The 14301-nt window shown below is 73.3% G+C and carries 17 protein-coding genes; 9 read left to right on the top strand and 8 right to left on the bottom strand.

Annotated features, from left to right (window positions below; all coding sequences use genetic code 11):
* Positions 1–33 precede the first annotated feature (33 nt).
* A complete protein-coding gene (locus ACF1DX_RS29220) occupies positions 34–810 on the bottom strand; it encodes a hypothetical protein (RefSeq protein WP_391794121.1) in 777 nt (258 codons plus the stop codon).
* Entirely contained in the window at positions 807–1196 is a 390-nt protein-coding gene (locus tag ACF1DX_RS29215) for a hypothetical protein (RefSeq protein WP_391794120.1), read from the bottom strand. Before ACF1DX_RS29215 ends, ACF1DX_RS29220 begins: the two co-directional genes overlap by 4 nt.
* 393 nt (positions 1197–1589) lie before the next feature.
* Between ACF1DX_RS29215 and ACF1DX_RS29210 the strand changes: the two genes are divergently transcribed.
* The 4 genes from ACF1DX_RS29210 (at position 1590) to tgmB (ending at position 4766) form a co-directional block, all read left to right on the top strand.
* A complete protein-coding gene (locus ACF1DX_RS29210; RefSeq protein WP_391794119.1) occupies positions 1590–2717 on the top strand; it encodes a hypothetical protein in 1128 nt (375 codons plus the stop codon).
* A 410-nt stretch (positions 2718–3127) separates the two neighbouring features.
* A complete protein-coding gene (locus tag ACF1DX_RS29205) occupies positions 3128–3454 on the top strand; it encodes a hypothetical protein (protein ID WP_391794118.1) in 327 nt (108 codons plus the stop codon).
* Between the two features lie 120 nt (positions 3455–3574).
* A complete protein-coding gene (gene tgmA / locus ACF1DX_RS29200; protein ID WP_004935783.1) occupies positions 3575–3766 on the top strand; it encodes a putative ATP-grasp-modified RiPP in 192 nt (63 codons plus the stop codon).
* A gap of 16 nt (positions 3767–3782) precedes the next feature.
* On the top strand, positions 3783–4766 hold the full coding sequence (tgmB, locus tag ACF1DX_RS29195; protein WP_391794117.1) for an ATP-grasp ribosomal peptide maturase: 984 nt from the start codon (positions 3783–3785) through the stop codon (positions 4764–4766).
* A gap of 22 nt (positions 4767–4788) precedes the next feature.
* On the opposite strand, the gene ACF1DX_RS29190 is transcribed toward tgmB, so the two are convergent.
* Together ACF1DX_RS29190 and ACF1DX_RS29185 are read right to left on the bottom strand one after the other, a co-directional pair.
* Entirely contained in the window at positions 4789–5004 is a 216-nt protein-coding gene (locus tag ACF1DX_RS29190) for a hypothetical protein (RefSeq protein WP_085573724.1), read from the bottom strand.
* 151 nt (positions 5005–5155) lie between these two features.
* Entirely contained in the window at positions 5156–5629 is a 474-nt protein-coding gene (locus ACF1DX_RS29185; RefSeq protein WP_391794116.1) for a hypothetical protein, read from the bottom strand.
* A gap of 188 nt (positions 5630–5817) precedes the next feature.
* On the opposite strand from ACF1DX_RS29185, the gene ACF1DX_RS29180 reads away from it, so the two are divergent.
* Positions 5818–6777, top strand: coding sequence for a GlxA family transcriptional regulator (locus ACF1DX_RS29180; RefSeq protein WP_391794115.1), 960 nt, complete (start codon positions 5818–5820; stop codon positions 6775–6777).
* Positions 6778–6798: 21 nt separating this feature from the next.
* Here ACF1DX_RS29180 and ACF1DX_RS29175 read toward each other — a convergent pair whose 3' ends face one another.
* The 3 genes from ACF1DX_RS29175 to ACF1DX_RS29165 form a co-directional block, all read right to left on the bottom strand.
* Complete coding sequence (locus tag ACF1DX_RS29175; RefSeq protein WP_391794114.1) at positions 6799–7056, bottom strand: DUF5133 domain-containing protein; 258 nt, start codon at positions 7054–7056, stop codon at positions 6799–6801.
* 335 nt (positions 7057–7391) lie between these two features.
* The gene (locus ACF1DX_RS29170; protein WP_391794113.1) at positions 7392–9161 is read right to left on the bottom strand and encodes an ABC transporter ATP-binding protein; all 1770 of its coding nucleotides are present in this window, start codon (positions 9159–9161) and stop codon (positions 7392–7394) included.
* Between the two features lie 125 nt (positions 9162–9286).
* Positions 9287–10144: an aldo/keto reductase gene (locus ACF1DX_RS29165; protein WP_391794112.1), complete on the bottom strand. Its 858-nt coding sequence runs from the start codon at positions 10142–10144 to the stop codon at positions 9287–9289.
* Positions 10145–10356: 212 nt separating this feature from the next.
* Here ACF1DX_RS29165 and ACF1DX_RS29160 point away from each other — a divergent pair, with 212 nt between their 5' ends.
* The 4 genes from ACF1DX_RS29160 (at position 10357) to ACF1DX_RS29145 (ending at position 13714) form a co-directional block, all read left to right on the top strand.
* Positions 10357–10770, top strand: coding sequence for a VOC family protein (locus tag ACF1DX_RS29160; protein WP_391794111.1), 414 nt, complete (start codon positions 10357–10359; stop codon positions 10768–10770).
* Between the two features lie 132 nt (positions 10771–10902).
* On the top strand, positions 10903–11793 hold the full coding sequence (locus ACF1DX_RS29155; RefSeq protein WP_391794110.1) for a Gfo/Idh/MocA family protein: 891 nt from the start codon (positions 10903–10905) through the stop codon (positions 11791–11793).
* Positions 11794–12101: 308 nt separating this feature from the next.
* Complete coding sequence (locus ACF1DX_RS29150; protein ID WP_391794109.1) at positions 12102–13307, top strand: glycoside hydrolase family 64 protein; 1206 nt, start codon at positions 12102–12104, stop codon at positions 13305–13307.
* A 185-nt stretch (positions 13308–13492) separates the two neighbouring features.
* A complete protein-coding gene (locus ACF1DX_RS29145) occupies positions 13493–13714 on the top strand; it encodes a hypothetical protein (protein WP_085575146.1) in 222 nt (73 codons plus the stop codon).
* A 79-nt stretch (positions 13715–13793) separates the two neighbouring features.
* Here ACF1DX_RS29145 and ACF1DX_RS29140 read toward each other — a convergent pair whose 3' ends face one another.
* Positions 13794–14282, bottom strand: coding sequence for a DUF5709 domain-containing protein (locus tag ACF1DX_RS29140; RefSeq protein ID WP_391794108.1), 489 nt, complete (start codon positions 14280–14282; stop codon positions 13794–13796).
* Positions 14283–14301 lie beyond the last annotated feature (19 nt).

Raw genomic sequence — 14301 nt, 5'->3', positions numbered from 1 at the left:
GTCTCCTTTCGGCACGCTGTCGGCGCGCGCGGATCACAGTGCCTCCAAGGCGTCCAGGAGCCGTCTCAGCAGCGCTGTGTCGGGCTCGTCCCACGCCGCGCCGTCCGCGTCGGGGACGGCGTGGACGGGCGTGGCGGGCGGGGGTGGCGCGGGGGTGACCAGTCCGCCGGCGGCCAGGCGGCGCAGTTCGACGAGGGTGTGGAAGGTGCGGTGGGCGAGGGCCGCGGCGATCTGTGCGGCGGTGCGGGCGCCGTCGACCTGGGTGAGGGTGCGGGCGCGGCGGGGTGGCAGTCCGGCGGGGCCGGTACCGGGCACGCGGGTGAGCGGGGCGGTGTCGACGGCCGGGTCGGGCCAGATGCGGTGCAGCAGGTCGCGGCGGCGCCGTGACTCGCCGAGCACGGCCGCCACGGGTACGGGGCGGACCGCGCCGAGCCAGTGCGCGGCTCCGGGACGGAAGCGGAGCGGGGCGCAGTCGTGGGCGAGCGCGAAGTACGCCGCGTCGAACAGGGCGCCCAGATGGCACAGTTCCAGCGCACCGGTGGTGAGGCGCCCGCTGTCGACGAGCTGGCGGCCGACGCGGTGCCGGGCCCCGGCCCGTTCGACGGCGTCCCACCAGCCGGCCGGGGCGACCGCGCCGCTGCGGGTGAGCAGGTCGCCGAGGTCGGGGCTGTACGCGGACTCGACGTGGACGACGTGTCCGGCCGAGAGGTAGAAGATCCCGGACTCCGTGGAGAGTGCCCCGGTGGCGTGGTCGGCCGCGAGGGTGCCGAGCAGTTCCGGCGCGGTTTCGCCGGTGCACGCCGCGGTCATCCGAGCACCAGCCGGTCCGCCATGTCGGCCAGCCGGAGCCGGGCCAGGGCGAGGTTGCCGTCGGCGCGGTCGAGCCAGAGGTACAGGAACACCGTGCTGTCGAAGGTCGTGACGACGAAGCGCAGGAGGTGGTACGCGTCGGCGGTGGTGAGGATCAGGTCGTCGACGGGTGGTTCCCCGCCCGTCCCGTCGGTGGACGCGAGGGTGCCGCTCTCCATGGCCAGGCGGGCCAGTTCGGCGGTCTCCGCGGCCGTGGCCTCCACGTCCTCCCCGGGTGCCTCGCCCACCGCCCCCAGGGCGAGCCCGCTGATCCAGTCGACCACCAGGGCACCGCGCACCCCCGGCAGGCGCATGGCTTCCAGCAGGCTCTCGTCGATTCCGGGCACGCCGGATCCCCCTTCTCGCACGGCTGTACCGCGAACGTGACGTCGACGCTACGGTGTGTGCTCGACCGAGGTGAGAGCTTTGGCGTTTTCCTGAGGAATATGCGACAGGGGTGGTGCGCCGCTGGTAGGGTCCGGGCTTTTGCCGCCGGACCACCGCCGGGGCAGGGCGCGGGCGGGGCCGGCCCCGGCGCGGATGGCGGGCCGGCCCCGCCCGCGGCACCCATGGTGGCCACGGCTCCGCCGCCGGGACCACGGGTGAACCGCTGTCACCAGGTGCGCGCCGCGCACACCCCGCGCGCGACACGCCGACCGGCGGAGCCCCGGCTCAGCTCTCCGGCCGGCCACGACGATACTGGCAGGAGCACGTGCCCCCCCCCGCTCACGACTGGACCCATGCCGACCTCCTCCTCAGCCCGCCCCGCCCTCCCTCCCACCGTCTGGCTGGCCCGTGGCCGCCACGCCGGTGCCACACCCGATACGGCGATCCGGCACACCCTGCACTGGCTCAAGGCCGGCCGGGACATCGACGACTTCCTGGAACTCCCCGCGCCGGACACCGCTCCCGATCTGGTGTTCGAAGCCCGGACGCGCGTCGCGGGTGAGGTCACCGTGCGCGCCCGGCTGCGCCTCGCGCCCGGCACGGACGCGGGCCGGGACTGGATCCTGGTCGCCGAGGCGGAGCAGCCCTGGGACCCCTCCTGGCCGTCCCCGGCCGCCATGTTCTGGCCGTCGGAGCCGGACGCCGAGTGGAACGCCGACCCGGTGACGGGAGCGCGACCGGGCGTGATCAGTCCGCTGCCCGAGGACGACAAGGACGTACGGCGGCTGCTGCGCGCCTGTGTGCGCGACCCGTGGCACGTCCATGTCGTCGTCCATGAGGCGATGACCACGGACGAGCGCGGCCGGGTACCGCTCGCGCGCTGGCTGCCGCCGGGGCTGCGGGACCGGGTGGTGGAGCACCGGGCCGCTCCCCAGCAGTTGCGGGTGGCGAACTGGGCGCTGCGGGAGTTCGGCGTGGAGGTTCCGCGCGGGGGCGCGGTGGTGCTGCCCCGCAGCCCGGCGCCCGAGGGCTACGACGCCGGTGCCTTCGCCGTACGCGCGGTGTTCCTGGACGGTACGGAACCGGTCGACCTCGTGGAGGCCGTGACCCGGTACGACGCGCTGCCGCGCGTACTGCCGGAAGGGGCGGAGGAGGCGCTGACGGCGCTGCGGGAGGAGTGGCGTCTGCTGACGACGGAGGAGGAACTCGTCCGGGAGCGGGCGCTGGTGGCGATGTACGCCGAGGCGCTGGAGGCGATGACGAAGTCCCGGGATCTGTACCGGGAGGCGGCGGAGCGTGCGCATGAGGCGCTGGCCGTGTACCGGGAATCCGCCGGGGTCCTGGGCACGGGGGAGGCTCCCGCGCCTCGGGGGGCGTCTCCTCTGATCCGTACTCTGGAGCGCTTCAAGGTCGGCGGCAGGGCGCGTCGTCCCGCCCCCGCCTCCGGAGAGCCGGCGCCGGAGCACGCGCCGGACAACTAGGCGCTTCCGGTACGGCGTTCGTGGGGTGCGCCACGTCGGTGCGGGACGCGGGGATCACTCGGCCGTGCTGCGGGAGGCGGGAAGGAGGGCGACGTCCTCCACCGGCCGGCCCCGGCGGCGCACGGCGCCTCGTCCACGGCCCGCGGGTGTTCCGGCGGGCGCTCCAGCGCGGTGACGTCCTCCGGTGACCGTTTCCAGGCGCCCCGCCGTTCACCACCACCCGGTTGAGCCACCGGGGTGACCTGCGGCGACCCGGTGTTTCGCACGGGGCTCGCGGGGCATCGGACGCGTGCGCGCATGGCCGGTCCCGGCCGCCATACCGGCGTCGCGAGCGGGAATCCGCTCAGTGCGGGCCGTGTCGCCGGCGAGACCGCGGCACGGGTCACCGGTCCCAGGAGGAGGGCGGTTCGTTGGAGAAGACCACTGTGGTGCTCGTCGTCGCCGCGGCCCTCACGGCCGCGGCACTGGCCGGCACCGTCGCCGTCCTGGTCCGCCTGGTGCGCACACGGCGTGAGTTGCGTCACGCCGGTCTGCCCACGGGGCCCCGCTGGGTGTTCTGGGGCGCGGTCCTCTACCTGGTGCTGCCGGCCGATCTGCTGCCCGATCCGGTCTGTCTGGACGACATGGGCGTTCTCCTGCTGGCCCTGCGCACCATGCGGGGTTCCTCCGGCGCCCGGGCCCCCGGAGCACCCCTCCGGCGGGGCCGCGGGCAACCCGCCGACGATTACGCTCCGTGAGGAAACCAACCACCCGTTCGATTCGTATAAGTCTCTGGAAGCCAAAAGAAGTCGGCGGACCAAGCGACGGCGCACAGCGGGCCGTTGCCTGCTCGGCGCAGCACCGACGAGGGAGAGACGATGCAACCGTTCGCGCTCAACTACGCACGTCCGGCAGTGGAGTTGGCCGTTGCCACTCCGTACGCGTATGACTCCGGACTGCAGTTGAACGTACTCGGCGACGGGCGGATCGCGGCCTGTGATCACGCGCTGTTGCGCGAGGTGGGGACGACGACGTCCACCGCGGGCTCCAAGACCCACTTCGACGACTGAACGCGGACCGTAGACGATGACCGTGCTGATCCTCACCGGTGAGGAGGACGTGACCGCCGACATGGTGGTCGTCCATCTGAACGGCTCCGGTGTGCCGGTGGTGCGCCTCGACCCCGCCGACCTGACGGAGGGCGTCTCGCTGTCCGGCGAGTACGTCCACGGCCGCTTCCGTGGTCACCTGTCCGCCGGCGGGCGACTGGTGAGCATCGGCGGGCTGCGGTCCGTGTGGGTGCGCCGGCCCGGCACGCCGGCCGGGCGTGCGCCGCAGCCGTCCGCGTGGCTGACCGAGGAGGCCTCGCAGGCGCTCTACGGCATGCTGCGCGGCTGTGACGCGCGCTGGATGAACCATCCGGACGCCGCCCGGCAGGCCCGCCACAAGCCGTGGCAGTTGCGGCTGGCCCAGCGCTGCGGCCTGCCCGTGCCGGCCACGGTGATCACCACGTTCCCGCGCGCCGCGCGGGAGTTCGCCGAGCGCTTCCCGGATCTGGTGGTCAAGCCGGTGTCGGGGGCACATCCGCAGGACCCGCCACGGGCGGTGCCGACCAGCAGGGTGGCGCCGGACACGGACTTCTCCGCGGTCGCGTTCGGGCCGACGCTGCTGCAGCGGCGGATCGCCAAGCGGGCCGACATCCGGCTCACCGCGGTGGGTGAGCGGCTGCTGGCGGCCCGCAAGACGACGCGGCCGGACGCGGATCCGGAGGAGGTGGACGTGCGTTTCGCCGCCCCCGGGTCGCCCTGGGAGCCGGTCGAGGTCCCGGCGCGCACCGCCGACGCCGTACGCGCGTATCTACGCCGGTCCGAACTGGCGTACGGCGCTTTCGACTTCGTCGAGGATGCCGACGGGACCTGGTGGTTCCTGGAGTGCAACCAGTCGGGGCAGTTCGGGTTCGTGGAGGTGGAGACGGGGCAGCCGATCGCCCGGACCATCGCCGAGTGGCTGTCCCGTCCCCTTCCCGATGAACCCGCCGAGCTCGACGAGGCGGGCAGCACGGTGCGGTGAGGGGCCCGTCGCCGCGCGGGGCTCAGTGCGACCGCGGCCCCGGCAGCAGGGCGGTGCGCTGCCAGCCGTTGCCCGGGGAGTGCGGCCGGTCGAGGCCGGGGGCGTAACCGGGGGACTGCAGGGGCCGCATGACCAGCTCCAGCTCCCTGCTCACGCGTTCGGCCTCGCGGCGTACCTGTGCGGGCACATCGCCGCACTCCGCGATGAGTCGGTCGTAGATGGGGGAATCCTGGAACACCCGTCAACGTGCCTTTCTGCTCGTCGGCCCCGATGCGGGACGCGAGTGCAGAGTCTAGGCGGCCGACCATCCCCAAGGGGGAATTCCCCGGTACGACGGACCACGGAACGGGGATTACGGAAGTACGTCACGCTTCGGGCATACGGGGCGGTCAGGCACCCGTCGTGGAGCCGGGGCGGACGATCATCAGAACGGTGACGGTCGCCCACAGCAGGTTGAACACCCCGGTGAACATGGCGAGTCGCACCGTACCCTGCCGGTCGACGGGCCGGCCCTCGCCCAGCCGTTCGACGATCTCCTCCTGCCGGGGCAGCACGAAGGCGAGCAGGATCCCGGCCGCGGCCGCGGTGAGGCCGATCGAGGTGACGAGCCAGCCGTCGTCCAGGACGCCCATCGCCAGGGCGGTGGCGAGGCCGAGGACGGGCACCGCGATCCCCAGGCGGGCGTAGACCCCGCAGATGCGGTGGAGCAGCGTGACGGTGGTCACGTCCGCCGCGACGGGTCCGTCGGCCTCCGCCGGGACGGCGCGGTGCGCGGCCGGCGGGAACATGCTGGCCGCGACGGTGACGGGACCGACGGCGACGATGGCGGCCAGGACGTGGAGGGACAGCAGGAGCTTGGTCACCGGGACTCTTTCCATGTGTGATCGGCGGTGCCGGGCTCACGTTAGGAGCCCGCCGGGTGATCACCCAGAGGCCGAAACGACAGGTCCCAACGGGTTCCCGCCAACACCGCTCAGCTCGGCTCATGCTCCGCCGCCTCCCCGTCACCCCGGTTCCGGCGGGTGGCGGGAATCCGCCTATCGTGGCGGTCATGCACTCCGTGGCGATCCTGGTTCTCGATGGGGTGGTGCCGTTCGACATGGCGGCGCCCCTGCAGGTCTTCGACTGGACGCGGCTGCCCGACGGCCGCCGCCCCTACCGGGTCCGGCTGTGCGCCGAGCGGCCGGAGGTGCTCGCGGACGGCGGTTTCACCCTGCGCGTCGACCGCGGGCTCCAGGCACTGGCGGACGCCGACACGATCATCGTCCCGGGCCGTGCCGAGGGCGCGCCCCCGCCCTCCCCCGCCGTGCTCGCGGCGCTGCGCGAGGCGGCCGCGGCGGGCACCCGGATCGCCTCGGTGTGCGTGGGCGCGTTCGTGCTGGCGGAGGCCGGGCTGCTGGACGGGCTGCGCGCCACCACGCACTGGGTGGCCGCCGGACAACTGGCCCGCGCCTTCCCGGACGTCGACGTGCAGCCGGACGTGCTCTATGTCGACAACGGGCAGATCCTCACCTCGGCCGGCGCCGCCGCGGCGCTGGACATGTGCCTGCACATGATCCGCCGGGACCTGGGGTCGGCCGTGGCCGCGGACGCCGCCCGGATGTCGGTGATGCCGCTGGAACGGGAGGGCGGCCAGGCCCAGTTCATCGTGCACGAGCACCCGCCCGTGCCCCGTGGGTCGGATCTGGAACCGCTGCTGGACTGGATCGAGGACAACCTGACGCACGAGGTCACCCTCGGGGCGATGGCGGCGCGCGCCGGCATGAGCGAGCGCACCTTCAGCCGCCGGTTCCGTGAGCAGACGGGCACCACGCCGTTGCAGTGGCTGCTGCGGGCGCGGGTGCGGCGCGCCCAGTACCTGTTGGAGAACAGCGACCACACGGTCGAGCGGATCGCCCAGCAGGCCGGGTTCGGTTCGCCCACGGCGTTCCGCGAGCGGTTCCGCAAGGTCGTGGGCACGACGCCGTACGCGTACCGCTCGTCGTTCAACGGGCGGCGGGTGAAAGGGTGAAAGGGTGAGCGGTCCGGTGGCTCAGACGGCCAGGGGCAGGCCGCTCTCCCCGTCCGCCTCCGGGGTCCGGCCGGCCGCGGGCCGCGCCCGGTCGAGCAGGTCGTCCGCCAGCGCGATGGCGTCGCGGACGCAGGACGCCCCTGTCATCCCGCGGAGCGCGGAACCGACCTCCTCCAGTTCGCGCGCCGCCGCCGGCGAATACCGTTCCGCCTGGGCTATCCGCAGTGTCGCGTACCGCGTCAGCAGCCGTCTGACGGCCTTCGGGTCCGGTCCGAGCACGAAGCGCCCCCTCTCTGGTTTTCGCTGCGTATGCCCGGACCAGGCGGAAGCACTCATCCCCTGGGCCCATGTGGGCACAATTGACCGAAACCACTCGCATCTTGACCGCGACGACACGAAGCCAAGCGTGTTCCGCCCCCGCCGCTCCTTCCCCTCCCGTCCCCGGGGCCACGCCCCGGCCCCCTTCCGGCCCTGACCGGATCTTGCCCACACCGCCCGAGCGGGCTCGGACACGGCGGGACACCCGTCCCCGAGGCCGCACCCCGGACCCCGTCCCGGGCCCGCACGGGCCCGGTCGTGGCGGAGCCCGTCGGCTGTCGGTGGGTTCGGGGTGGTCAGGCCGCCTGACCGCTGTGCAGCGCCGTGTACGCCCCTCCCCGGCGCAGCAGGTCCTCGTGGGTGCCGATCTCCTGGATGCGGCCGTCCGCCATCACCACGATCCGGTCGGCGCCGCGCACGGTGGAGAGGCGGTGCGCCACGACGAACGTGGTGCGTCCGCGCAGCAGCCGGGCGAGGGCCTCCTGCACCAGCGCCTCCGAGCGGGTGTCGAGCGCCGAGGTCGCCTCGTCCAGGACCAGCACCTTCGGGTCCCGGATCAGCGCGCGGGCGATGGCGAGCCGCTGGCGCTGCCCGCCGGACAGCCGGGCGCCGCGCTCCCCGACGAGGGTGTCGAGGCCCTGGGGCAGCCGGTCGACGAACTCCAGCGCGTTGGCGTCGCGCAGCGCGGCCCGTACCGTCTCCTCGTCGGCGTCGTCCATGCCGTAGGCGACGTTCTCCCGGACGGTGCCGTCGAACAGGATCGACTCCTGGGGCACCACGGACAGGAAGCGCCGGTAGGTGCGCAGGTCGAGGCCGTTCATGTCGGTGCCGTCGAGCAGCAGCCGGCCGGAGGTCGGGCGGATGAAGCCGATGACCAGGTTGAGCACGGTGGACTTGCCCGCCCCGGAGGCGCCGACGAGCGCGATGGTCTCGCCCGGGGCGACGTCGAGGGTGAAGTCGCGCACGGCGGGGCGCCCGTCGGTGTCGTACGCGTGGCCGACGCCCTCGAAGGTGATCGCGCCGCGCACTCCGCCGACCTCCGCCTTGCCCTCGTTGTCCTCCAGTTCGGGGGCCTGGAGGACCTCGCCGACCGAGCGGACGGACTCCAGGCCCTTGGTGATGACCGGGGCCAGTCCCGCGAGCGTGGTGGTGGAGTTGGTGAGCGTGGTCAGGAAGGCGCTGAGCATCACCACGTCGCCGGCGGTGACGCCCCAGACGTCGTAGTACGAGATGAGGGCCGCGCCGGCCAGCACCATCACGCCGACGACGTTGAGGACGACCCAGGCCAGCGAGCCGAACCGGCCGTTGACCAGGTCCAGCCGGTTCCCGGAGGTGAGCAGCCGGTTCAGGGTGCCGTCCATCCGGCGCAGCGCCTTGCCCTCCAGGCCGTGGGCGCGGGTGACGGGGATGAGCCGGGTCATCTCCGTGACCCGGGAGGAGAGCGTCTCCACCTCGTGGCGGAAGTGCTCGTTGTGCGTGCGCAGTCTGGCCCGCAGCCTGGCGACGAGCAGGGCGGCGGCGGGCACGACGATCAGGAAGACGGGGAGGAACTCGGGGGTGCGGATCGCGATGATGACGAGCCCGCCGGTGAGGACCGTGAGCGCGCCGAGCCCGTTCTCCGCGGTCTGCTGCACCATCTGCTCGACGGTCTCCACGTCCCGGACGACCTTGGCCTGGAGCACGCCGGCGCTGACGCGGGAGTGGTAGCCGATGGAGAGCTGCTGCATGCGGGTGCACAGCGCGGAGCGCAGGGCGGTGCCCATGCGGCGGACGCTGCCGTACAGCAGCCGGACGTACAGCACGTGCAGCGGGTAGTTGACCAGCAGGATGAACATGATGACGCCGGTGCTGGTCCACAGCCGGGATACCGGCTGGTGCTGCACGACGGTGTCGATGATGGACGCGGTGATCAGCGGCAGCAGCCAGACCGGGCTGTGCTTGACCGTGAAGACGCCGACGGCGGCGGCGAGCCGGCCGCGGTCGGCGCGGAAGAGATAGGCGAGGGTGCGGACCGGGTGCTCGCCGCGGTAGCGGTGGTCGAGCGGTCTTTCCAGCGACGACGCCATGGGTGGTGGTCCTCCCCTGTGACTTTCTTCAGCAAGCGCTTTCTACACCCGTGCGCCAGGAGTGCACCAGGGCGCGCGGGTGCCCGCCCGCGGCGTCCAGCGCCCGGGACAGGCGGGGGGCGGACTCAGACGGCGTCCAGCTCCGCGATCTCCTCGGCCGTCAGGACGAGGTCGGCGGCGCCCGCCGAGTCACGGACCGACTCGGGCCGGCTCGCGCCCGGAATGGGGACGACGACCGGCGACCTGGCGAGCATCCACGCCAGGCACACCTGGTACGCGCTCACCCCGCGCACCCGGGCGATCCGTGCGAACGGGGCGTGGGCCGAAGCGAGTTCACCGGCCCGGGCGATGCCGCCGAAGGGACTGTAGGGCAGGAACGCGATGCCGAGCTCGTCGCACAGGCGCAGCTCCGGCTCACTGGAGCGGAAGGCCGGGGAGAACTTGTTCTGCACCGAGACCAGCCGGCCGCCGAGGATCTCGTGGGCCTGCCGGATCTGCTCCGGATCGGTGTTGGAGACCCCGGCCATGCGGATCTTGCCCTCGTCCAGCAGCTCGCGCAGCGCGCCGACGGACTCGGCGTAGGGGACGCGGGGGTCGGGCCGGTGGAACTGGTAGAGCCCGATGGCCTCCACGCCGAGCCGGCGCAGGGACGCCTCGCATGCCCGCTTCAGGTGCCCGGGGCTGCCGTCCTGGGTCCAGCTGCCGTCACCGGGGCGCAGATGACCGCCCTTGGTGGCGACCAGGACGTCACCGCCCCGCTCGTGGGAGGCGAGGGCCTTGGCGATCAGGGTCTCGTTGTGGCCGGCCTCGCCGGCGTGCAGGTGGTAGGAGTCCGCGGTGTCGATCAGGGTGACGCCGGCGTCCAGCGCGGCGTGCAGGGTGGCCAGGGAGCGGGTCTCGTCCGGGCGCCCCTCGATCGACATGGGCATGGCGCCCAGGCCGACGGCGCCGACCTCGACATCACCGATACGGCGGGTGTGCATGTGACCTCTTCCGGCTGTCGTCTCACGGTCTCGGAAAGCGCGTACCAGCCTGGTCCCCGCACGGTCCGAAATCCAATAGAAGAAAGCGAACGCATTCAGCGGCCGGGGCACTGAATCGGGGCCCCGCCCGCGACACCGCCGCCGCGCGGGTGCCGGTGCCCGGCGTTACGCTGCGCGCAGCCGGCTCTTCGCGGACGTTCCGGGAGGTAATCATGGCCTCGCTCCTCAACCCGTATCTCAGTTTCGACGGGAACGCGCGGCACGCGCTGGAGTTCTACCAGGAGGTCTTCGGCGGCCGGCTGCGGCTCAACACGTACGGTGACTTCGGCCGGCCCGGAACCGACAACGCCGACAAGATCATGCACGGCATGCTGACGAGCGCGGCCGGCTTCACCCTCATGGGCGCCGACATGCCGCCGGGCATGACGTACGTCCCGGGGAACAACTTCGCCGTGAGCGTCAGCGGTGAGGACGGGCCCGAACTGCGCGGTTACTGGGAGAAGCTGTCCGACGGCGGCTCGGTGGACGTACCGCTGGAGCGGCAGATGTGGGGGGACGTGTTCGGGATGTGCACGGACCGCTTCGGCATCCCCTGGATGGTCAACATCAACCAGCCCGCGGACTGAGCTCCGCGCCTCCCGGCGAGCGGCCGTTGACAGGACGTTCCGGCGGGGACCACCGTACTGACCGGAGCGCGCCGGCGGAGCGCGCCGGGACACCGGCCGGGCGGCGGTCGCCGCACCGGGAGAGGCGGCGGGATGCGGATCGGACTGCTCGGCACCGGACCCTGGGCGCGGGCGGCCCACGCCCCCGCGCTGAGCGGGCACCCGGACCTCGAACTCGCCGGCGTGTGGGGCCGCCGGCCCGATGCCGCCGAGGAGCTGGCCGCTCTGCACGGCACCCGGGCGTACGACGACGTCGACGCGCTCTTCGCCGACGTGGACGCCGTCGCCGTCGCGCTGCCGCCCGCGGTGCAGGCGGAGCTGGCGGTGCGCGCGGCGCGGGCCGGGTGCCATCTGCTGCTCGACAAGCCGCTCGCGCCGACCGTCGCGCAGGGGCGCGCGGTGGTCGGGGCGGCCGAGGAGGCGGGGGTCGCGTCCGTGGTCTTCTTCACCACCCGCTTCCAGCCGGGACCGGAGGCGTGGATCACCGAACAGGCACGCGTGGGCGGCTGGTTCACCGGGCGCGCGCAGTGGCTCGGGGCGGTGTTCACCTCCGACGGCAATCCCTTCGCCGCCTCCGCGTGGCGACGGGAGAAGGGCGCCCTGTGGGACGTCGGCCCGCACGCCCTGTCCGTCCTGCTCCCGGTGCTCGGCGCACCGCGGCGGGTGACGGCGGCGGCGTACGGTCCCGGCGACACCGTCCATCTCGTCCTCGACCACGCGGGCGGCGCGTCGAGCAGCCTCACCCTGAGCCTGACCGCTCCCCCGGCGGCGGCCGGCGCCGTGGTCGAGCTCCGCGGCACGGCGGGCGTCACCTCCCTCCCGGAGGCCTCCGAGGGCGCGGTGCCGGCGCTCACCCGGGCCGCGGACGCTCTCCTCACCGCGGCCGGTACCGGTACCCCCCACCCCTGCGACGCGGCGTTCGCGCTCCGGGTGACGGAGATCCTGGCCGCGGCGGAGGCACGGCTGGACGGCCGGGCGCGCTGACGGCCCCACCGGGCGACTGCGGAACGAAGCACTCCCGACGCGCTGCGTGGTCGCCGGGCCGGACCGGCTTAAGCGGCCCTTAAAGCCCGGTTAAACGATCGCCGGATCTTCGCCCCCTCTTTAAAAAATCGCAGGTCAGCGCGGGGTTGCGGACAAGTCGGACCGTTGGCGGGGGCCACGGCCGCACCTAGCATCGATGTCGCGCGCCGGTCCCGACGTACCGCTTTGAGAGCGCTCTCCGCTGCTCTCCTCCCCCGGTCGGCCGGCGTGGTCAGGAATCCGCACGCATACTCCTGGAGATCCCCCACATGACCCCCCGTCATCAGCGCAACCTCGGCCGCCGCAAAGTCCTCTTCGCCCTCGGCGGAGCCGCCGTGGCCATCCCCGCGGCGGCGGCGATCGCCCCGCACGCCCTCGCGGACCAGTCCGGCGAGCGGAAGGCCGGTACGGCGGCGGCGGGGGCCCTGCCGCTGACGGTCGTCAACAACAGCGGTTCCTTCGGCAACGCGAACGTGCACCTCTACATCGTGGGCAACGTGGACGGCCGTCAGGTCCGGGTCACCCCGGAGGGCACCGTCGCCCCGGTCGCCGCCTCCGACAACGGCCCCGACGGCTTCACCGACTACGCGATCGACCTGGCCGGCAGCGGCGAGACCGAACTGTCCCTGCCGTACATGTCCGGCCGGATCTACGTCTCCCTCGGCGCGAAGCTCAAGTTCAAGGTCGTCACGGACGGCAACGGCAACGCGGCGCTGCAGTACCCGGCCGGCTGGGTCACCTCCGACCCCAACTACGGCGTGCTGCACGACTGCGCCGAGTTCACGTACAACTCCTCGGGCATGTTCTGCAACACGACCATGGTCGACATGTTCAGCGTGCCGATGGGCATCCGGCTCACCGGCGCCAAGGACCAGACGACGGGCACCGTGCGCGAGGGCGGGCGCGCGGCGGCGTTCGCCGCCGTCAAGCGGGTGGAGGCGTTCTCCCGGCTCGTCGTGGACGACACCCGGATCATCGCCCCCGGCCACGGTCTGGACGCCGGGCTGTTCGCCAAGGACTACTTCGCCCCGTACATCGACGAGGTGTGGAGCACCTACACCGGCCGGGACCTCAAGGTCACCACCAACGCCGGCACCTTCACCGGCCGGGTGCGCGGCGAGCGGTTCACCTTCGACGGGCCCGCCCAGGTCTCCTTCGGCAAGCCCTCCACGCGGGACGTCCTCTTCTGCGACGGCGCCCTCGCCGCCCCCAACGACGGCACGACCGGCCCGGTCGCCGCCGTGCTGGGCGCCGGCTTCAACCGCTCGACGCTGCTCAGCCACCCCGACCAGCCGACGGCCGACGCCTCGGTCTTCTACCGGACCGAGCTCACCAACCACTACTCCAAGGCGATCCACACGGCCACCGAGGACGGCAAGGCGTACGGCTTCGCCTTCGACGACGTGGCCGACTTCGCCTCGTACATCCAGGACACGGCGCCCACGGGCCTGCGGCTGACGCTCTCACCCTTCTAGGCGGCTCGCGGAGCAGGTTTCCACCGGGCCGGGGAAGGTACCCCGGCAGCCAGGAGGAGCGGCCCTTCACCGCGGTGCCGCGGGCGTTCCGGATGCACGGCGGGCTCCCGCGTTGAATGGTGGGGCATAGGACCCGATGACAGCACCGGGGCCGCTCCAGCGATCCGGACCCGAGGAGCCAGAAGATGTCGACGTCCCAGCCCGACGCGTCCCAGCCCGAAGCGTCCCGGCGGTCCGCGGACCGCGCCACCCCGGACAGCCTGCTCCACGCCCGCACCGGCACCGATGTGTCGCCGGAGGACATCGTCCTTGCCTCGGGCAAGGACCTCACCCCGCACAACCTCGAGTGGGCCAGGCGGAAGCTGGACGAGGAGGGACCCGCCGCCCTGGACAAGATGCTGCCCTGAACCCGCGTACACCCGTGCGCGGACAGGACCGCGCCGCCGGCCCGGTACGCTCGCGCACCGGGCCGGCGGCGTGCCGGGGTCAGGTTCTGTCCCGGTCCTCCGGGAGCGCCGTCCCGTCCTCCACGACGTGCATCGCGGCCTCCTCCGCCCCGGCCGCCCCCGCGTCGATGCCGACGTCCTCGGCGACGGACTCCTTGGTGGTGTCCGTGTGGGCGCCCTCGTCCGGGGCGACCAGGCGTCCGGCACGGCCGGTGCCCGCCTCCGGGTCGACCGGCTCGCCCTCGCCGCCGGGGAGGTCGCCCACCGCGTCCCCGGCGGGCGCGGACGCGTCCGGCACCTCCTGGGCCAGCCGCTGGTCGAGGCTCTCCCCGTCGTGCTGCTCCGCGGCCGTGGTGCCGTACTTGGTCACGCCGAGCGGTTTCTCCGGCGGGGAGTAGCCCTCGTCGAGGGTGTCGTCGTAGGTCCGTTCGTCGAGGGCGTCCTGCATGTCGAGCGGCGCGGCGTCCTCCTGCTCCTCGTTGCTCCCGGTGGGCTGGTAGGCGTCGTCCCCCATCGGCTCGGTGCCCATGGCTTCCTCCCTGTCGTGC

It is taken from the genome of Streptomyces sp. NPDC014676, from assembly GCF_043084105.1.
Classification (GTDB): domain Bacteria; phylum Actinomycetota; class Actinomycetes; order Streptomycetales; family Streptomycetaceae; genus Streptomyces.
This window is presented reverse-complemented; position numbering and strand designations above follow the sequence as displayed.